We start from the raw sequence: 18,306 nt of genomic DNA on the forward strand, positions 1-18,306 counted from the left end.
TCTGTCTCTGCCGACCGTTGACGCGCCGCCACTGTGAGGCCTGCTTTTCGCGTGTTCATCTCTCCTCCGATGGTTGCGAGAGCCGGGAGATTCGTCGGCGGGGCGCACTGTCGTGGGCGGAGTCACGTTTTGCGGCGGGCATCTGGCTGCGCCGTGAGCGGCCGCCCCACCAGACGTACACGCCGATGATTGCCAGGCCGCCGAGGTACAGCACGAGCCACCACGGGAACGTCACGGCCGCCGGACCGGAGCGGGACGCGTCGACGTCGGACTTCGGCGTGGGCATGACGCGTTCGCCGGTGACGAGGATGCGGTGGGAGTTGGTGCCGAGCGGGGTGCAGGTGATGAGGGTGGCGAGGTCGCGGCCGGCTTTCGGGTGCAGCGATGCTGTGTCGGAGGGCTCGACGACCCGTGTGTCGAAGACCCGGTAGGTGAGCACACGGCCGAAGGTCGTGATCACGAAGGTGTCGCCGGCCTTTAACTGGTCGAGGTTGGTGAACATGGTCGCCTCCGCCAGGCCCCGGTGGCCGGTGATGACGGTGAGCGTCCCGTCGCCGCCGACGGGCAGGGATGTCCCCTCGAGGTGGCCCGCCCCTTTGAGGAGGACGGCGTCGCTGGTCCCGTGGTACACGGGCAGGTCCACGCCGACCTTGGGTATCTGGATGCGGGACACGACCCCCGTCGGGGTCTCCAGTTGGCTCGGGTAGTCTCCGAGGTCACCGGTAGCGCTGCCGGCCCCGATGGGTTTGCGGGTGTTCGCCTCGACTTCCGCGCCCGAGGAGAGCGCCCCGTTGTAGCGGTCGGCGGCGGCGAGCTGTTCCGCGGCGCTGGGTTCGGCGTGGTCGACAGACCCTTGGTAGTGCTCGACGACCTGGGATTGGTTCAGGGAGGAGACCCAGCTGGCGGCGCTCGGGTAAGTCAGCGTGGTGGCTCCGATCACCGCCGCCACGGCGGTGGTGATAAGCAGGCCGCTGGCCTTCCACCGTCGCGGGGCTGCAAGACGGCGGGGCTGCAAGACGGCGGGGGCATCGATCATGGCTTCTGCTTCCACTGTTGGTTCAGACAGCGAGGGTGGGCGGTCGGCAAGGGAACCGACCACCCACCCTCTCTTGGGGTCCGGCGGTCAGTCCCCCAATTAAGACCGACCGCCTCACCCGCTCCGGCTCATGCGTGCCGGGACTGCCTAGTGCTGCTCGCTGCCGCGTGCGCGGCGGCCGACGAGCACGAGGACTCCGCCGGCTGCGAGGAGTATCAGGGCGATGCCGGTGATCGTGAGGATGAGCTGCCCGTTGGCGCCGGTCAGAGGGAGACCGGGGACGAGCTGCTGGTTGTTGGTGACCGTGAAGGTCGGCGTGGTCACGGTGGATGCGGACTGGACGTTGATCGCAGTGAGCGCGGCGTTTCCTGCCGGCAGCACGTAACCGGCGGGGGCTGCCGTCTCCTGGAGGATGTAGCAGCGCTGCGTGACGTTGTTGGCGGCGCTGGACGTGTCACCGACCCATAGGCCGTTGATCGCGATCGCCCCGTTGGCGCCCGAGGTCACGACCAGCGGGCTGGTCGAGTTCGGCTGGGTGACCTGGGTGAGCCCCGTGACACCGCTCGAGGGGACGGTGCAGGTCCCCGTGGTGGTCGTCGTCTCAAATACCGAGAACGTGGCGCCCGCGAGCGTGTGCGACGGAGTGCCGGCGTCGGCCTTGGTGCCGAGCACGTTGCCCCAGCGGGTGGTAGCCGTGTTGGTCGGGGTCGGGCTGTTCGTCCCGTCCAGCTTCAGGTCGTTCAGGTTCACCGCGGCGGTGTTGTTGATAGCGCCGGTCCCGTTCACGGCCGCTTGGAAGCCCACCGAGACGGTCTGCCCTGCCGTGAGCTTCGACAGGCCTTGGGCGGTGAAGGTCACCGTGAGGGTCTGCCCCGACCAGGAGTAGGTGAGGTCACCGGGCGAGGCGAGGGCCGTCGTGCCGACCGTCACGACCGGCACATAGGTGGTGGTCGGGGTGAGGTTCGCGGGCAGCGTGTCAGTGACGATGAGCTTGGTGTACGTCTGGCCCGTGGGCAGCGACGGGAGCAGCTGCGAGATCAAGAAGTTGGCCTGCGACCCGAGCGCGTACCCGTTGGAGTCCTGGTTCTGGATCGTCTTCTGCGGCGCCGTGCCGACCGCATTCTTCGGGTAAACGTTCACGTTGTATTCCCACAGGCCCGTGTTCGCGGAGCCCGCGGTCGAATCGGCGGGGGTCGGTACGGTCACCACGAACGGCGTCGACGGTGTGATGACGTTCGACGGGGCGCTGATCTCACGGACCAGGTACGCGCCGATCGCCATGTTGGACAGGGTTGCGAGGCCGCCGCCCGCCGTCGTGATGCTCGTGCAGGTGCCGAGCGGGAAGCTCGTCGTCTTGTCCACGCCCGCCGTCGTGCCCGTAAGCGCGGTCGCTGTCTGCGCGCCGGCGATATTCTGCAGCCCGTTCACCTGCGTCCAGCCAGCGTTCGACGGGTCCGTCAATGCCGTGACGTTGTTGATCGGGCACACCTGGAACACGACGCCGTCGATCGGCGACGTCGTGGGGTTGGCCCCGGTGCCGGAGGGGTTCTGGGCACCGTTGGCCGGGTAGGCGTACTTGTGGATCGTCAGCGAGCCTGTCGTGTTGGTGACGGGTCCTGGCACGGGTGCGGCGCTGGCGGGCGTTGCTGCCAGCGCCCCCAGCACGCCGAGCGTCAGCGCGGCCGCCACGGCTAGCGTCCGGCGCGCCCGCGCCGCCGCGGTTGGTGAATTCGACATGGACTCTCTCTCTTCTTCGTGGTGGATCACGACGCGGCGCGGCGTGACGTGGTTGACCCGAGGCTCGGGTGGAGCCCGGGGCGGATCATGGGGTGTCGTTCGGGCGTCGGCGCCGCCAGAGCGGCAGCGACGCCAGCCCAAGGGCGAGTACAGTGACCAGGCCGCCGGCGATCAGGTAGGTCTCCGCGCCAATCCCGCCGGTGAGCGGGAGGGCCGGAACCGTCTGCTGGGTGTTCTTGATCGCCCCGAGATTCGCGGTCAGCGCGGTGGCCCCGATCGTCACCGTCCGCGGGGTCGTGTTCAGCACGTACCCGGCGGGGGCTTTCGTCTCGGTGAGCGTGTACGTGCCCCAGGCCAGGCCGCCGACGCTGAGGTAGCCCGCCCTGGCATCGGTGTCGTTCGTGCCGGTGCACGGGGTGGCGGCGCAGTCGGTGACCGTGACGGTCGGGCCCGAGGTGCCGGGACCCTGCAGCGTCCACACGGACCCGCCAAGATAGTCCGACGGGGCGGCCGCGTCGACCTTCTGCCAGGTGATCGTTCCCGGCGTGGGTGGAGCGGGCGGAGGGATGCAGGCAGCGTTGTCCGTGGTGGTGCCTTGTTCTTGGCCTGCCGGAAGGGACGCGGAGTTGTACAGGCCGCTTCCCTGCCCGGCACAGGCGGTGGCCTGAGTGAAGTTCGTGTAACGGAACGTGACCGTCAGCGCGTAGGTCTGCGTCTGGCCGGGGTTGATCGTGGTGCCCCCCGTGCCGATGGCGAAGGGGCCGGGCCCGGTCGCGGTGCCCGTGGCCTGCCCAGACCAGGACGCGCCCGTCACAGCAAGATTGGACGCAAACGCGGGGGTGTCGGTGATCGGCCCGTAGGTGCCCTGGCCGGTCCCCGTGTTGGCGACCGTGAGGGTGTAGTTCGCCGTGTAGTTGCCGGACGCGTCGGGACCGCTTGCGGTTCCGGCTGACTTGGCGAGGTTCAGGTTCGGGTTGGTGATCGTCACGGTGGCCTGGGCCGTGCTGCTGACCGGAGTCCCGGTAACGACCCCGACGCCACTGGCAGTGGCCGTGTTGGTGGTCGTGGTACCGAGCGTCTGCGTGCACGTGTAGGTCCAGGTCTCGCCTGGGTCGAGAATCCTGTTGTTGTTGGCGTCGCCGCTGACGTAGACGGGGTTGGGGCATTTGTCGTCTGCAAGAGCCACGTTCTTGAGCGGTTCGGTACCCGCGCCAAGCGTGACCTGGTAGGTGTAGGTCACCGGGCCGGAGACGTTGACAGTCGTCGTCGACGCGGTCTTCTTCACCGCGATGGCCGGATTGAGGATCGGGGTGACCGTCGGGTCGGAACCACCTGGCTTGGTCGGGTCATCCGTCGGGATGGGATTCGAGCCAACGTAGACGACGGTGCCCTGATTGCGCACCTCGCCGGCGGCGAGGGCGGCGGAGTTGACCTTGACCTTGAAGGCGATCGTCGCGGTGTCGCCGGCCGGAAGCACGCCCTTGAAGCTCGTGGTGCGGCCGTTGATCGGCTGAGTGGTGACATAGGGCATGGCGCCGTTGATGTCCGCGACAGCGGTGCCGTTGAGTGTGGCCGACCCCGGAACATAGTCGGTTCCTGCAGGGATCGAGTCTTGGAAGGTCATACCGGTTGCCGAGAGGCTGCCGATGTTATTGACCGTGATGGTGTAAGTGAGCGTGTCCCCCACCTTGGCTGGTCCCGGGGGCGAGACGGTCTTCTGGGCGACGATCTGCGGCTTCGGCAGTGCGCACGAGGCGAGGTCGGCGGCATTGCCGTAGGTTCCGCTGCTGTAGCTCGTCGTCTGGGTTGTTGCGCCGGTGTCCTTGTCGACCGTGTACAGGTATGAGGTAGATCCGTTGTTGGTGGTCGCGTAGAGCGTGCCGTTGGTGTCAAAGGCCAGGCCGTTGTAGAACATGTTGCCGCCCGGCGACGTCATCACTCCGACGAGAGTCGCCTGCGGGGTGCCCGTGGCCAGCTGTGCTGCCGAGATCGTGTAGAGATAGGTCGTGGGGGTGATCCCCGAGCCCGAACCGGTGGAGACGAGGACCCACATGTTGCCCAGGCCATCGAACGCAAGATCGCCTGAGGTCAGCGATGCGGGGTTAAGGGTGCCGCCATTCCCATCGGGAAAAGTGGCCGTCTTGCCCGCGGAGACTCCGCCCGCAGGGGTCCACGAGTAGAGCCTGCCGTCGTTGGCGAAGCTCCACACGGCGCCCGAGGAGTCAAAGCCCAACCGGTTGGTCTGGAACGCCGAACTGCCCGAGGCGACCAGTTCCTGGACGCCGGTGGCGAGGTTCACCCGGTACAGGTTCGACAGGAATGTGCCCCCAGACCGTGCGGTGTAGTACACATACCCCGGGTCATGGGGGTTGATGGCGATGGCGGAGGTGCTCGCGTAGGAGCTTGTCTGGCCCGGAGGACTTACCGCTGCCACTTTCTGGAGCGACGGCAGTACCGTCCCAATGCTTCCCGGAGTCGATCCGGAGGCCATCGAGCCGTACCAGATGGTGTCGCAGGTGTACGTCGGAATCTGCACGTCGACGGTCGCCATCACTGCGACATTTGATGGAGCCCCGGTGCATCCGAACAACCAGCCGCAGGCAGTGTTGAAGGTGAACGTCGCCGTGTTCGTCGTCGTCACCGTGACGGTCTGAGAACAGGTGAACGTGACGGTGGCACCGCCCGGGATGTAGTACCACGCTCCAAACAAGTCGTAACTAAGGCCCGAGCTCGACGGCGTCCCGCACTGGTCGTCGGACGCACCCACGAAGTACTCCGCGGACGAACTGTTGTTGGTCACGGTGTACGTGTAAGCCACCTGGCCACCCCCGACGGGGAGGCTGTAGGTGCTCGCGGTCTTGGTCGCGGTGATGCGCCCGTCGGTTGACGTGACGCTCCCGCCCGAGCCGCCGGCATTGGCAGACGGCGCGCTGACTGCCGCCTGAAGGGCGACGAGGAGGGGAACGACCAAGGTCACTGCCGCGAGGACTGAAGTGACGCGTCGCCAACGGCTGGATGCCGGCCGCGCCGTCGTGCGGTGCCGTCCCCCACGTCCCGTCGTCGACGAGCTGGCCTCCTTCGCCTCGCCACTACGCCACCGCAAGAGCCCCCCAAGAGTCGTTCCGTGCGCCCGACCGAATCAGGACGCGCCAAGTCCCAGAGCACACCCCCGGGACTGCGGGTCGAGAGAGTGCCGAGGAACCACATGGAAGTTCCCTCTTCTCGTCCCAGACTGGCCACAGATCCCTGAGGGGCCTGCGGCCAGTTGCCCAGTCCGATGGGGAGGATCTGGCGAGCCGATACTAAGAACGCCAGCGGTACCCGTAGGTGGCCACGGAATCGTCTGAGGGCCCAAAAACAGCGAAAAATACGTGTGAGCAGAAGAAATATCCGTGGATTGAGAAGGGCGGATGCCATGCCACCTCAGTGTTCCGATAGCCCGACCTCGGTAACAGTTCCGTGGGCTCTGAACTGGGAGTCAGACTGGTCCGGGATCGGCACGGCCCCTTCTGAGTTCGGAGCGCCCGACGTCCGTATCCGGCGCTCCAAGGCACCTCACAACTTCGCCCCTTAGGGTTCACACGGACGATCGTTGAACGAAAGGCGTGCGCGTGCGAGTCCCCCAGCGAACCCTGTATCGAAAAGTCCCCCAGATCGGGGCGCTGTTCTGGGTCATCAAGCTCCTCACGACGGCGCTCGGCGAGTCGACGAGCGACTTCCTGGTCAATGGCTTCGACCCGTACTTGGCGGTGGCAGCGACGTTCGTCCTCTTCGCTGGGGCCCTCGCGATGCAGTTCTGGACCCGTCGATACGTCCCGTGGGTCTACTGGTTCGCCATCGTCATGGTCGCCGTGTTCGGGACGATGGCGGCGGACGTCCTCCACGTGGTCCTCGGCGTCTCCTACGCCGCGTCGACAGTGGGCTTCGCGGTGGTGCTTGCCGCCATCTTCTGGATCTGGCGTCGGGTCGAGGGGACCCTCTCAATTCACAGCATCACGACCGTGCGCCGCGAGGTGTTCTACTGGGCGGCCGTCTCGGCCACCTTCGCGCTCGGCACCGCGGCCGGCGACCTCCTGGCGTACACGGCCCAGCTCGGGTTCCTCGAAGCGGGTCTCGTCTTCGCGGTCCTCTTCGCGCTGCCCGGCATCGCGTGGCGCGCCTTCAGACTCAACGCGATCTTCGCGTTCTGGGCCGCGTATGTGCTCACCCGCCCGCTCGGCGCCTCTTTCGCGGACTGGACCGGCAAAGCGCACGACGCCGGCGGGCTGGGTTGGGGCGATGGGCCAGTTGTCGCGGTGCTCGCCGTCCTGATCATCGCATTCGTGGGCTACCTCCAAGTCACTCATAAGGACGTCGACCGCACCCCGGAACCGGCGCTTTCCTAGAGCCACGCTCCGGCACTACTGAGGTCCGCCGCCGTCGAGCCCTCTCAGCAGGAAGAAGCCCGCCGTCTCACGTGGAGACAGCGGGCCTTCGAGCCTCCCTCCGACGGATCGGAGCTATTGGGGCTGGGTGACCCCGAGCAGGTTGCCCTCGCTGTCGTGGAACCAGGCGGACCGTCGTCCATCCATGTCGGCAACGCCGTCCACGGTCTTGAGCCCGGGCAGGTCGTACTCCTCGAACTGGACTCCCCTCGAGCGGAGCTCCTCGACCGTTTCCGCGACGTCCGGCGTGGAGAAGGCAATCTGGGTGTGGTCTCCGCTCGCTTTGCCCGCACTCGCGAAGAGGAGGAACCGGCTCCCCTGCCCCAGCTCGTACGTCAGGCCGTCCGACGTGTCCTCGACCGGCTCGAGGCCCAATGTCTGAGAATAGAATCGCCGCGCCCGGTCCAGATCGACCGCCGGCAAGGTCGCGTAGACCTGTGCTTGTCCAAGCCTTGTGCTGTTGGCCAAGGTGACTCGCCTCCTTCGGATGCCCCTCGACCAAGATCCCGCCTGCAGAGTACGGCCGGCCAAAACCCCGGACAAGACTAGGCGCGGTCGATTGGCTCGCAACCGTCTGACCCGGCGAGGCGACGGTGATCGACTCCCCCACCGGGGTGTCCGCGCTACATTTGTTCCGTGGTTGTACTTCTACCGCCGTCGGTTGACCTGCGCTCGGCCTGGCTGGAGGCACACGCCGAATGGGGCCCGGGCCACCACGAAGACGGGTTCGGCCTGCTTGAGACCGACGACATCCGCTCCCCCGACGGATTCCGTGCGTTTGTGGGCCGGTTGATCGCCGCGGAGTCGATGCCCGGAGCCCAGGGCGGTACGTATCGGTGGATCGCAGAAGATGGCGAGATTCTCGGTGGTGTTGCCCTGCGCTACGAGAATGCTCGAGATGTCGACGTGCTGGGCCACATAGGGTTTGGGCTTCGGCCGTCGGCAAGGGGCCGCGGCATCGCCGCCATCGCGCTGATGGAAATGCTCTCCGTGGCGAAGGCGGTCGGAATGAACCGAGTCCTGCTCGCCTGCTTCCTGGACAACCTTGCCTCAGTGAAGACCATTCAACACTGCGGGGGCATCCTGGATCGGACAGTCATGACCGACAGCGGAGAGGTTGGACGTTACCGCATCGTCCTCTGACCGCAGGAAATACGGCGCGCCCGCGGTCACACCCAAGGCCTTGCGCCACGTTCTGCGCCGGACAGGATGCCGGCTTTCGCCGCTGCGATGTAGTCGATGTCGTTCCGGTAGATGGAGACGTGCCCGGCGAGGCCATCGCTGTTTCGGCGCTCCGCTTCGGAATCGGTGAATCGGGCCAGCTCGTCGAGTCGCACCGTGACGGCCCCGAGGACGTCGGCGGCCGTGAACTCGGCGACGTAGGCATCGAGCAGAAGCTTCAACCGCCGCCCTTGCTCCGCGGCGCTGTCTCCCGGCCGGCGGTCTGGGTTCTTTGGTCCAGCGAGGGGGCAGAGCCGATAGGCAAGATAGGCAACATCCCACACGCGCGGACCGGGCGACATGAAGTCCCAATCGATCACTCCCCTAATCCGACCGTCTATGCAGGCGAAGTTGTGTGGGGCGAAGTCGTTGTGGCAGATCACCTCCGCAGGTTCGTGAGGCTGTCCCCGCCAGACGGCATCGTCCACTGCCAGTCCGACTGTCGCGTCGTGGAGCTGGCGGAGACGGGTGGCGGCGTCAATCAAGAACGAGTCCTCCCAGACCCACGCCGGAAGGGGGTAGGACGGCACGATGCCCGGCAGAAACTCCAGGTTCTCTCGGCCGACCTCGTCGATCCCATAGACCGATGGCACCCAGCTAATCCCTTTGCTGCGCAGGCCCCTGAGCACCTCGTGGACCGTGCTGGTCCACGGGCCGCCGCTTCGCCGCACCGTACCGCCGACACGGACGACCACGTTCATATTCCCGCCCGAAAGGATCTCCTCCATCGGACCAACCTACTGAGGAAACTCCTCTTCTAGCGATCTCCGCGCCACGGAGGCGACGTCCGCACCAAAGAAACGAAGCCCGGAAATCCGAGCCTCGGTTTCTCTACTCGGGATCAGGCCAGTTCCCGATCCTTCTGAATGCAACTGCCGGCGACTTGATCATAGCCAGAAAGTAGGCCTAGACAGACCGTTCTGTCCAGTGAAGCGGTGCATCCGTTCCACCCGATGCCTTCGGAACGCTGAATCCGCGCAGCTCGCGCCCACTCAGCCCGAGAACAGTCGCTTCTTGTTCCTTGACGGTTCACCGGCCAGTTTCCGTTGCGTCACGTTGTGACCGGAACGTTGGAACCTTGGTGACCCACCAAGGGCCGTAAAGGTCGTCTTGAAGTTGGGAGTTACCTTGAAGTCGATCGTTCAGGGCAGGCCCGCGGCATCCCGGGGCAGGTCCGGCCTACGGTCACCCGTGGCGTATCTGTTGATCCTCCCAGCCCTCCTGATCTTTCTGGTCTTCACCATCGGGCCGACCGTTTTCACCTTTGTCGTCAGCACGTTCAAGTGGAACTGGCTGAATCCCGATCAGAATAAGTTCGTTGGCCTGGCCAATTACCAGATGCTGGTGGACGGCTCACAGGATCCGCCGTTTGCGGCAACGTTGCTGACCTCGGGCTATTTTGTTGGTGCCATGGTGGTGGGCGGGACGGCGATCTCGCTGGCCATGGCCATGCTGCTGCGCAAGGCAGGCCGGATCAACGTCGCCGCCCGCACCGCCGTCTTCCTGGCCCACGTAACCCCCTTGGTGGCCACCTCAATTGTCTGGGTCTGGATTTTCAATCCGCGTTTCGGCCTGGCCAATCTGGTCATGAGCTGGCTCGGGATCCCCAACATCGACTGGCTCGGCAATTCCCGCTTTGCCATGCCCGCGGTGATCATCTATTCGCTGTGGCACGAAATCGGATTCACCACCGTGATTTTCCTCGGCGGCCTGACCACCATTTCGACCGAACTGGCCGAGGCCGCCCGCCTCGACGGATGCAACGCGTGGCAGGAATTTTGGAACGTCACGTTCCCGCAGCTTCGACCCGTCGTCATCTTCGTCATCGTGGTCTCCTCGGTGGCTTCACTGCAGGCTTTCACACAGTTCTTCATGATGACCGGCGGAGGCCCCGGGTTCGACACGGCAACGCTGGGCTTCCAGCTCTACCAGCAGGCATTCGTCTTCCGAAAAACCGGCTACGCCGCCGCGCTGGCCGTAGTCCTCTTCGGCATCACCGTAGCGCTCTCAATCCTGCAGCTACGGACCACTCGCTCCCTTGGACGGAACGCCTAAGGCATTCCGGCAAAAACCCTTCGCTACCACTTACCTTCGCTACCACTTATAGGAGAACAAAGTGACACGGAAGACCAACCCTACGCACATCGGCGGCCAGCGCCGGATATTTGCAACATCGCTTCTGCTTGCCGCAGGGCTCACACTCACCGGCTGCGGTGCCGGCACGAATGCCCAGTCCGGCAGCACAGTCCCGGCAGACACCGGAGCGCCCGCGACCATCACTTTCATGGAAGCGATGTCATCAGGCGCACAGAAGACCGCACTGGCCAAGATGACCAAAGACTTCATGGACAAGAACCCGAACATTAAGGTCCAGTTGCAGGACCAGCCCGATTACGGGACCCTGCAGACAAAGATCAATGCCCAGACGGCGGCAGGGACGCCCCCAACGATCGCGCAGGTGTACGGAAGCTGGGCCGATGAATTCGCGGCAAGCCAAGTAATCGTTCCCTTGGATGACTACGCGGCCAAGAGCGACCAGTACCAGAACTTCTTCGCCGGCATCAAGAAGGACATGAAGCTCGCCGACGGCAAGACCTGGATGTGGCCCTTCAACAAGTCCGTCGTGGTCCAGTATTTCAACCCCACCATGGTGCCGGCGGCACCCAAGACCTGGGACGAGTTCGCGGCAACCGCGAAGGCAGCGTCAACAGGCAACACCGTTGGCCTGTCGATCGACCCGGGCAGTTCCTCGGGTCCGGCCGGCGGCACGGCATTTTTTGAGATTCTGGCCGAATCGATGGGCGACCCGGTCTTCGCGGCCGACGGGACACCGCAGTTCACCAAGGACGGCGCGGTCAAGGCAATGGACTATCTTGTCCGGATGAAGAAGGACGGGTCCCTGGTGCTGGGGACCAACTACCCCGGCCAGGCCGCACTGGGCGGTGGCACCGGGGCCTTTGATGTTTCCAGCGTGGCCAGCTACCCGTTCAACCTGAAGGCGGTGGGCGACAAGTTCAAACTCGGCGTCGCGGCGCTGCCCTCGGGCCCCAAAGGTCCGGCCAACCAGCTGGCAGGCACCAACATCGCGCTCTTCTCCAAGAGCTCGGATGCGGAAAAGGCTGCAGCCTGGAAATACATGCAGTTCCTGACCTCCCCCGAGGAAATGGCGTACTGGTCGGCCACTACCGGCTACCTGCCCGTCAGCAAGGACGCCATGGCCCAGCCGGTGTTCAAGGACTACGCTGCCAAGACCCCCTTCGTGAGCGACGCCACCAACCAGCTTGACTCCGCCACTCCCCTGCCGCCGAAGTCCTGGGTCAACAAGGCCTCGGGCGCGCTGGCCCAAGCCATCCAGGCCGCCGTCAACGGGTCGTCCAGTTCCCGGGATGCCCTGACCGCCGCCCAGGACTCCGCCATGAAGGCCATGAAGGGTTCCCAGTAACGGCTGTGGAAACAGAAACCCCCAGCATGAGCCCCACCACGGCAACGCAAACGAATGCCCAGGCGATCCGCCGCGGCCGGCTCCTCCGGCCGCTGCGGATCGCCGGGGGGCGGACATGGCACACCCCAGGAAACCCCAACGGGCGGGTGGCGCAGCTGCTGCAGCCAGGTGCCGCCGTCGCCGTCGGACTCCTGTTCCTGGTCCCCATCCTGTGGATGCTGATCACGAGCGTCGCCTCGGACGCGGATGTCTTCACCTTCCCACCCAGGCTCTGGCCTGCCTGGGACTTTTCGAACTACGCCAAGGCTTGGGGCAAAAGCCCGTGGCTGACGTACTTCGGAAACACGGTCCTGATCGCAGGCAGCGTGGTCCTGCTGGTCCTGATCACCTCGCTGATGGCAGGATTTGCCTTCGCCCTCATGCGGTTCCGCGGCAAAGGGGTCCTCTTCCTGCTGGTCATGAGCGCCATGATGGTGCCCCAAACCGTGTTGCTCATTCCCAATTTCATCATTGCCCAGAAGCTGGGTTGGTACGACACCTACTTGATTCAGATCGTCCCCTGGGGCGCATCGGTCTTTGGGATCTTCCTGCTCCGACAGTTCTTTCTCACACTGCCCAAGGAACTTTTTGAAGCAGCCGAAATGGATGGTGCCGGCCCGCTCCGGATGCTGTTCTCGGTGGCAGCGCCGCTTGCGGCCCCCAGCCTCGTCCTGGTGGCGCTGAACTCCTTCATGGGTTCCTGGAACGCATTTGTCTGGCCCTACATCATGACCAAATCCGACGCTGTCCGGCCCATAGAAGTAGGTCTTCAAGCCTTCTACGGTACCGAGGGAACAGATTGGACAGGACTCTGCGCGGCGGTCTCCTTCACCACGCTGCCCATCATCGCGCTCTTCCTGTTCCTGCAAAAATACTTCGTCACCGGCGTCTACGGCACACAGGGCAGCGTCCGTGGCTGACGAACCACAACACGATCAACAGCCACGAACGGGGCCTGGCATGACAACAATTGAATTCTTTGGCGGGATTGGAGTGATCGGGTCGTCCAAGATCATGGTCTCCACGCCCACCGCGCGCGTGCTCTTGGACATGGGCTTGGACATCCCGTCCGACCGAGATTTGTTCCGGGCCCCGGTGCGGGAACGCCCCGGGTTCGAACTCCGCGATCGCCTCGCCGTCGGGTATGCCCCCGCCATACCCGGCGTCTATGACCCCGCCCAGCTGTCCCCTGCCGCAGACCTGGGCCAGTCCGACGACCGACAGACCGCCGTGTTCCTCTCCCATGCCCATCTGGACCACGACGGCGCCCTCGGCTTCCTCAGGCCCGACATCCCCGTGTACGCGCACCCCGACACGGTGCTGCTCGAGGCGGCCATTGCCGTGTCCGGGACCGCCGGGCCCGGGAACCAGCCGGACATGACGCCGATCACCGGGACGGTCACCGTCGGGGATATCACCGTCGAAGCTGTTCCCGTGGACCACGACATCCCCGGGGCATGCGGATTTCTGGTCACCACACCTGACGGGACGCTCGCATACACCGGGGATTTGAACTTCCACCGCGACGGCGCGATGCGCAGCCAGGGTTTCACGGACCGGGTCGCAGGCGTGGACATGCTGGTCACCGAAACCACCTTGCTCTCCTTCGATATGCCGGCCGACGCCACCGTACGGGAACCCCGAAGCGAAGCAGAGCTACTCGATCTGGCGGCAGGAGCCATGACGCGGGCGCCCGGGCTGGCCCTGGTGAGTATGTATGTCCGTGATGTGGACCGCGCCAGGCGCCTCATCGCTCATGCAAGCGCACACGGCCGTGTCCTGATCTGGCCCGGGCAGTCCGCCGCCCTGTTGCACCACTACGGTGTCGAGGACGTCGTCACGTGGGACCATTCGCGCCTGCAGACCAGCGGCCATGCCGAAGCCGTGGCACGTGCCGAAGCGGCCGGACGGGGGACCATCCGGACCGTAAGCCTGGACGCCGTCCGTGCGCGCCCGTCGTCGTACCTGGTCCAGCCGGACGTCTCAGACGTCCCCAGCCTCCTGGACCTCCCCCTCGGCGCGCCGCATCGGGGGCCGGGAACGTTCGTCCCGTTCATCCACGCCCAAGGCGAGCCCCTGGGCCCCTTCATGGCCAACTGGCACACCTACCTGGAATGGCTCGACCTGCTCGACATCTCCTTTGTCAGCATCGGCTCCACGGGTCATGCGACCGGTGAAGCGCTCCACAAGATGGTCGCGGACATCCACCCAGGCGTCGTCGTTCCCATCCACGGATTCAGGCCCGAAGCCCTCCAGGTGGACGTTCCCAGGCTCCTGCCCGAATACGGTGCCTCCTACACCCTTGACGGCCGCAAGCTTTCTTAAGGTCGTCAGCGCCGGAGTTCCGGCACATCACTCCAATGATCGAAAGTCTCCCCATGAATACCCTCCCGCAGGCTGCGCCCAGCGACGCCACTGTCTTTGACTCACCGTTGCCGCTGCTGGTTCTGGACTTCGATGGCACCATTTGCCTCGGAGACGGACCCGTACACGCCTATGCCGAAGCCGCCGCCCGCAGACTCCCGGCACCAACCGGCAGGACCTTGCTCAAGGCCTTGGACGGCTTCCTCAACAACGACACGGACGATCGGCGTTACCCTGACGGTTACGCCGCCGTCGCGGGCCTCTTCGGGCCTCACCTCCAGGCCGATCAGCTGAATGACGCCTTTACCGAAAGCCGTCAGCGCCTGGCCGCGGGCGAGGTGGCAATATCAGCCCCACCCGGCCTCGGCGACTTCCTTCACGGCCTCGCAGGCCGTGCCCTCCGGGTGGTCGTGACCAACGCTCCCGCGTCGGGCGTGAACGAAAGCCTCCATGCCCTCGGGCTCGGTGGCCACATCGATGCGGTCAGGGCAGACGCCGGCAAACCCGCCGGCTTCAGTGAGCTGCTCCCCCAGATGCTCCGAAACCGCGCACCCCACCGCCTGCTCAGCGTCGGCGACATCTGGGAAAACGACCTCCGGCTCCCCTACGAAGCCGGCTGCGCCACCGCGTACATCGACCGTCACAACCACCCAAGCGGCCCGTCCACCCTGCGCGGCCCCGACTTCCCGTCCCTCTATCCAGCGATCCAGGCCTGGGCCGAGAACCCGGAGAGGTTCCACGACCACCGCACCACCACGGACCCGCACCGCATCGTCGCGGGTTACGCCAACCACGACTGACACCCGCTGTACTGGTCAGAAAGATCCTCGAGCGCCTGACACCTCAGAGAATAGGAAACACTCATCGACACCGGTGCCGGCAGAGGTCCGGCCATTGGGACACTCTCCTTCCTGCTGCTCGGCCCAATCTCCACAGCGTCCCCCTCGTGCGTGCATGCCTGCTGGCCCGAGTCTGGAGCCGGAAACCGATCCAACCGATAGGGCCACACATTCACAGCAAGGCGTCGCGTCACGGCGGAAGGAAGGAGTTGCAGAAGCAGAGGCGACGCCCGAAAGAGGGTCGATCAGCGCGCGATGTCGCGGTGGCCACCTGAGGACTGAAAGCGTATGAGGTAGCCGTCGGGGTCGGTGCCGAGGAACTGCTGGACACCAGCTTCATGGTCGTCGATGCGGTACCACTTCGTCTCCGGCTCCACGAAGAGTTCGACGCCCATTGCACGCAGAGCTTCGGCGATCTTCATGCAGTCCGGCACGCTGACTTGGAAGTTGACGCCGCGCCCTAGCGGAGAATCCAGAGCGCCGGTGATCCAATTGCGCCCGGCGCCGATCTGCTCGAGCATCACGTGGGCGGTATTGCGAGTGATGTACGCGAAGCCTTCCTCGGGGCGCGAGTAGCGCACGGCGAACCCGCAGATCCCGACCCAGAAGGACAGGCTTCGTGTCAGATCGGAGACGAGCAGCTCAGGAACGAGCGCCGGTTCGAGGTCAGCGGGCACCATGCCATCATTGCAGCATCACGCATGCCGATCCCTCATCGTGACGCCTCGAAGAGGACCAGATCAGCCCGTCCGTCGTCTGCTCACACCCCACGGATCTCCTTGGCTCGGCCTCTGGGCTGGAACCCCAAGGCCTCGCGCATCTTGATCGAGGCCATGTTGTGCTCGTTGGCGAAGAAGCAGTCCGGGGACAACCACGAGCACTTCTTCACGATGCCGCCATAGACTCAAGATGGGCGCCCGACGGATCCCGTTTGAAGTGTGAGCGAGCGTCCCGCGTTCGACGTGTCGACGGTGGTCCGTGTGGCATCCTCGGCTCTGTGGAAGAACGAACCAAGGACAAGATCGAAGACGGGGCCGCTGCGGCGATCGAGGCAGCGGTCTCCATGGTCCCCATCGTGGGTGGCCCAGCCGCCGTGGCCGTCAATCGTGCGTTCGGATCCGCGGTTCAGCGTAGAAACGAAAGACTCTTCAAAGAGCTGTGCGACCGAGTAGATAGACTTGTCGCCCACATGGTTGTTTCGGAAGCCGATCTGTTGCTGGAGTCGGACGAATTCCAGGCCGCAGTCCATCGTGTCTTCCGTGCCGCTCAGGAGACAGCAAGGAGCGAGAAACGCACGCTACTCCAGAATGCCCTTCTCAACGGCTATCTGCGGGGAGAGGTACCCGCGGAGCGCGATGACTTCCTCGGATGCATGATCCGGTACGCGCCCGACCATGTAATAGTCCTCCAAGCGATGGAGGAGATCATGAGGGACCGGACCGAGACACTTGAACACGCTGCCCCGCAGGTTTTCCAACATCTAAATGAGGCAGTTCCGAGACCAGTCATCGATCGCTGCCTCAAGGACTTGACCGACGACGGTCTACTCGCGCTGTACGAGAACTCCAAGGTCGAGGAGCGGAAGGTGCCTAGGTTTGGTTCCTACACCCGAATAGAAAGCGAACAGTTCGTCAGAATCGAGTCTCGCCACACCATTTCCGACCCGGGCAAGAGATTCCTGCTATTCGTGGCCGACCCAGAAATCTTGGCCGACTGAGCCCAAGCGCCGGATCGGGCCGAGCCGAGATCTCTCGTCCTCAACTGCCCTTTAGCCTGCCGTCCTAGCCGGGTGGTGGATGCAGTCCTGCCTTGCCCAGAAGGCTCGGTCAAGCCGGAGGCTGCGAATGCCCCGGACTGTGAAATGTCCTCTAAGGTGCGACAGCCGCGAGAATCGCAGGGGTCGCTCCTTGGATGTGCCGCCGGTGCTCGAAGCTAAAGTGTCTCCGTGGACTATGCGGGGATCCTGTTCAAGCTATGCGCTGCTATCACCGCGGTGGCGGGCGCTCTTCTCCTATCCCCCAGCGGTGCGCGTCTTTTGTACTCGCGGACTGTGTCTTCGCTGAAGAGCTTGATCGCTGGCGACATCAGGCCGACTGCAAGCCAGCCCGAACATGTCTCCCTGAATGCCGAGATGAGTGCGACAGCCTCTCTCACCACTGATCTGTGGCCCGGGAGCGACTCTCTTCACATCGAAGCCTTGAAACGAGATGTCGAGAAGCTCAAGGCGCACGTCCGTGAGCACGAGACCCGCTGCCAGGAGCGGCATTCTGCCGTGACGCAGGCAGTCGAAAGACTGGAGATGGCCCTTCTCGCCGAGGCCGAAGAGGCGCGTCGGATCCTCGCACACCGGGACTACCAACAGGCCAGACTGGACGCTCACGGCCTAGTGCCCACCGCAATCGCCATCGTTATGGCCGCGGTACCAGACGCTTGGGCCAACAACCCGGTGATCAGCCTGCCCTCGATCGGGCTGGCTGTTGGACTCTTGATAGCCGCGATCGAGAGCAGCGTGCGCGCGGGAGCTTGGAGCGAAGCGGTAGCGACTGCCGGGCAGTGATTTTTCCGCAGCCGGGGTGGATGGGATTCAGCCCCAGGCACATGTAGACGTGCGCGGAAGGATCGTTGAGCGGCAAAGTTTCCGGGTCGGTCTGGGGTCTGCGGCACAGAGCGGATTCTGTCCGGCGGACCACCTCAGGCGCATTCCGGGCGAACCGGCCGTTTAGCCTTGTTGCGTGGAGACACAGATATGCGCTTCGTGCGCGCGGCCGGTGGATGAGCACGATCGCCACGTTCGATTCCAGTGGCCTGACCCCGTGCTGCAACAGCGTGGACCGGAAGGCGACCCCGAAGCCTAGATGACAGGGCCGACTGCGAACGAATCGGTCATGATGCAGGTCAACGGCGTCGGAGCGTTCGTCCGAGCGCTTCTGCCAGTACGGCTCTCAGGAGGCTACTCGGTGACCTCCGGCGTGTGGGTCGCCATCGATCCCTCCGAATTGCAGAGCGTCTTCGAGGTCTGGTGGAAGCCCGAATACGTACAGCTGAGACTGAACGGCTACCTGGCCAACGAGGTGATGCCTGAACCGCCCCGGCGTGTCCGGAGACTCCGTTCCTTGGGAAGGATGGAGTCATGTCAGGGAATACGTCGAAGAGGTACCCGGCCGAGCTGCGTGAGCGGGCGGTGCGGATGGTCGGTGAGATCCG

Annotated in this window: 17 protein-coding genes; 10 read left to right on the plus strand and 7 right to left on the minus strand. The window is 64.8% G+C overall.

Annotated features, from left to right (window positions below; all coding sequences use genetic code 11):
- Nucleotides 1-55: 55 nt before the first annotated feature.
- The 3 genes from E6A26_RS08185 to E6A26_RS08195 all read right to left on the minus strand — a co-directional run bounded on the left by E6A26_RS08185 (nucleotide 56) and on the right by E6A26_RS08195 (nucleotide 5,744).
- The gene (locus tag E6A26_RS08185; protein ID WP_136610693.1) at nucleotides 56-1,036 is read right to left on the minus strand and encodes a class C sortase; all 981 of its coding nucleotides are present in this window, start codon (nucleotides 1,034-1,036) and stop codon (nucleotides 56-58) included.
- A gap of 147 nt (nucleotides 1,037-1,183) precedes the next feature.
- Nucleotides 1,184-2,773, minus strand: coding sequence for a SpaH/EbpB family LPXTG-anchored major pilin (locus E6A26_RS08190; protein WP_136610694.1), 1,590 nt, complete (start codon nucleotides 2,771-2,773; stop codon nucleotides 1,184-1,186).
- Between the two features lie 85 nt (nucleotides 2,774-2,858).
- Nucleotides 2,859-5,744, minus strand: a complete 2,886-nt coding sequence (locus tag E6A26_RS08195; protein ID WP_136610695.1) for a SpaA isopeptide-forming pilin-related protein — start codon at nucleotides 5,742-5,744, stop codon at nucleotides 2,859-2,861.
- Between the two features lie 640 nt (nucleotides 5,745-6,384).
- Here E6A26_RS08195 and E6A26_RS08200 point away from each other — a divergent pair.
- On the plus strand, nucleotides 6,385-7,158 hold the full coding sequence (locus E6A26_RS08200; RefSeq protein WP_211129034.1) for a COG4705 family protein: 774 nt from the start codon (nucleotides 6,385-6,387) through the stop codon (nucleotides 7,156-7,158).
- A 114-nt stretch (nucleotides 7,159-7,272) separates the two neighbouring features.
- On the opposite strand, the gene E6A26_RS08205 is transcribed toward E6A26_RS08200, so the two are convergent.
- Nucleotides 7,273-7,767 carry a VOC family protein gene (locus tag E6A26_RS08205; protein WP_407695373.1) on the minus strand — a complete coding sequence of 165 codons (495 nt, stop codon included), beginning with the start codon at nucleotides 7,765-7,767 and terminating at the stop codon, nucleotides 7,273-7,275.
- Nucleotides 7,768-7,833: 66 nt separating this feature from the next.
- Between E6A26_RS08205 and E6A26_RS08210 the strand changes: the two genes are divergently transcribed.
- The gene (locus E6A26_RS08210) at nucleotides 7,834-8,340 is read left to right on the plus strand and encodes a GNAT family N-acetyltransferase (protein ID WP_211129036.1); all 507 of its coding nucleotides are present in this window, start codon (nucleotides 7,834-7,836) and stop codon (nucleotides 8,338-8,340) included.
- A 26-nt stretch (nucleotides 8,341-8,366) separates the two neighbouring features.
- Here the strand turns inward: E6A26_RS08210 and E6A26_RS08215 are convergent, their stop codons facing one another.
- Entirely contained in the window at nucleotides 8,367-9,146 is a 780-nt protein-coding gene (locus E6A26_RS08215) for an aminoglycoside phosphotransferase family protein (protein ID WP_136610698.1), read from the minus strand.
- A 463-nt stretch (nucleotides 9,147-9,609) separates the two neighbouring features.
- Here E6A26_RS08215 and E6A26_RS08220 point away from each other — a divergent pair, with 463 nt between their 5' ends.
- From E6A26_RS08220 to E6A26_RS08240, 5 genes are all read left to right on the plus strand, one after another.
- Nucleotides 9,610-10,473, plus strand: a complete 864-nt coding sequence (locus tag E6A26_RS08220) for a carbohydrate ABC transporter permease (RefSeq protein ID WP_136610699.1) — start codon at nucleotides 9,610-9,612, stop codon at nucleotides 10,471-10,473.
- Nucleotides 10,474-10,534: 61 nt separating this feature from the next.
- Nucleotides 10,535-11,860 carry an ABC transporter substrate-binding protein gene (locus E6A26_RS08225; protein WP_136610700.1) on the plus strand — a complete coding sequence of 442 codons (1,326 nt, stop codon included), beginning with the start codon at nucleotides 10,535-10,537 and terminating at the stop codon, nucleotides 11,858-11,860.
- Nucleotides 11,861-11,886: 26 nt separating this feature from the next.
- Nucleotides 11,887-12,819: a carbohydrate ABC transporter permease gene (locus E6A26_RS08230; RefSeq protein ID WP_136610701.1), complete on the plus strand. Its 933-nt coding sequence runs from the start codon at nucleotides 11,887-11,889 to the stop codon at nucleotides 12,817-12,819.
- A gap of 40 nt (nucleotides 12,820-12,859) precedes the next feature.
- The gene (locus E6A26_RS08235) at nucleotides 12,860-14,224 is read left to right on the plus strand and encodes an MBL fold metallo-hydrolase (protein ID WP_136610702.1); all 1,365 of its coding nucleotides are present in this window, start codon (nucleotides 12,860-12,862) and stop codon (nucleotides 14,222-14,224) included.
- 53 nt (nucleotides 14,225-14,277) lie between these two features.
- Nucleotides 14,278-15,063, plus strand: a complete 786-nt coding sequence (locus E6A26_RS08240; protein ID WP_136610703.1) for an HAD family hydrolase — start codon at nucleotides 14,278-14,280, stop codon at nucleotides 15,061-15,063.
- A gap of 284 nt (nucleotides 15,064-15,347) precedes the next feature.
- Here E6A26_RS08240 and E6A26_RS08245 read toward each other — a convergent pair whose 3' ends face one another.
- Nucleotides 15,348-15,782 (minus strand): bleomycin resistance protein, encoded by a 435-nt coding sequence (locus E6A26_RS08245; RefSeq protein ID WP_136610704.1) that lies wholly within the window; start codon nucleotides 15,780-15,782, stop codon nucleotides 15,348-15,350.
- 80 nt (nucleotides 15,783-15,862) lie between these two features.
- On the minus strand, nucleotides 15,863-15,991 hold the full coding sequence (locus E6A26_RS18035; RefSeq protein WP_268815282.1) for a hypothetical protein: 129 nt from the start codon (nucleotides 15,989-15,991) through the stop codon (nucleotides 15,863-15,865).
- A 108-nt stretch (nucleotides 15,992-16,099) separates the two neighbouring features.
- Here E6A26_RS18035 and E6A26_RS08250 point away from each other — a divergent pair, with 108 nt between their 5' ends.
- From E6A26_RS08250 to E6A26_RS17740, 3 genes are all read left to right on the plus strand, one after another.
- Nucleotides 16,100-16,819, plus strand: a complete 720-nt coding sequence (locus E6A26_RS08250) for a hypothetical protein (protein ID WP_136610705.1) — start codon at nucleotides 16,100-16,102, stop codon at nucleotides 16,817-16,819.
- A gap of 228 nt (nucleotides 16,820-17,047) precedes the next feature.
- A complete protein-coding gene (locus E6A26_RS08255; protein ID WP_136610706.1) occupies nucleotides 17,048-17,659 on the plus strand; it encodes a hypothetical protein in 612 nt (203 codons plus the stop codon).
- Between the two features lie 328 nt (nucleotides 17,660-17,987).
- The coding region (locus E6A26_RS17740; protein ID WP_211129038.1) for a hypothetical protein at nucleotides 17,988-18,306 on the plus strand (319 nt) is incomplete at its 3' end.

This window comes from Sinomonas albida (assembly GCF_004919045.1).
Lineage (GTDB): Bacteria > Actinomycetota > Actinomycetes > Actinomycetales > Micrococcaceae > Sinomonas > Sinomonas albida.

Excerpts from the sequence above, each read along its gene's own strand:
- E6A26_RS08235 (WP_136610702.1), top strand. The coding sequence starts at position 12,860 with ATGACAACAATTGAATTCTTTGGCGGGATTGGAGTGATCGGGTCGTCC.
- E6A26_RS08185 (WP_136610693.1), bottom strand. The coding sequence starts at position 1,036 with ATGATCGATGCCCCCGCCGTCTTGCAGCCCCGCCGTCTTGCAGCCCCG.
- E6A26_RS08215 (WP_136610698.1), bottom strand. The coding sequence starts at position 9,146 with ATGGAGGAGATCCTTTCGGGCGGGAATATGAACGTGGTCGTCCGTGTC.
- E6A26_RS08245 (WP_136610704.1), bottom strand. The coding sequence starts at position 15,782 with ATGGTGCCCGCTGACCTCGAACCGGCGCTCGTTCCTGAGCTGCTCGTC.
- E6A26_RS08240 (WP_136610703.1), top strand. The coding sequence starts at position 14,278 with ATGAATACCCTCCCGCAGGCTGCGCCCAGCGACGCCACTGTCTTTGAC.
- E6A26_RS08190 (WP_136610694.1), bottom strand. The coding sequence starts at position 2,773 with ATGTCGAATTCACCAACCGCGGCGGCGCGGGCGCGCCGGACGCTAGCC.
- E6A26_RS08230 (WP_136610701.1), top strand. The coding sequence starts at position 11,887 with ATGAGCCCCACCACGGCAACGCAAACGAATGCCCAGGCGATCCGCCGC.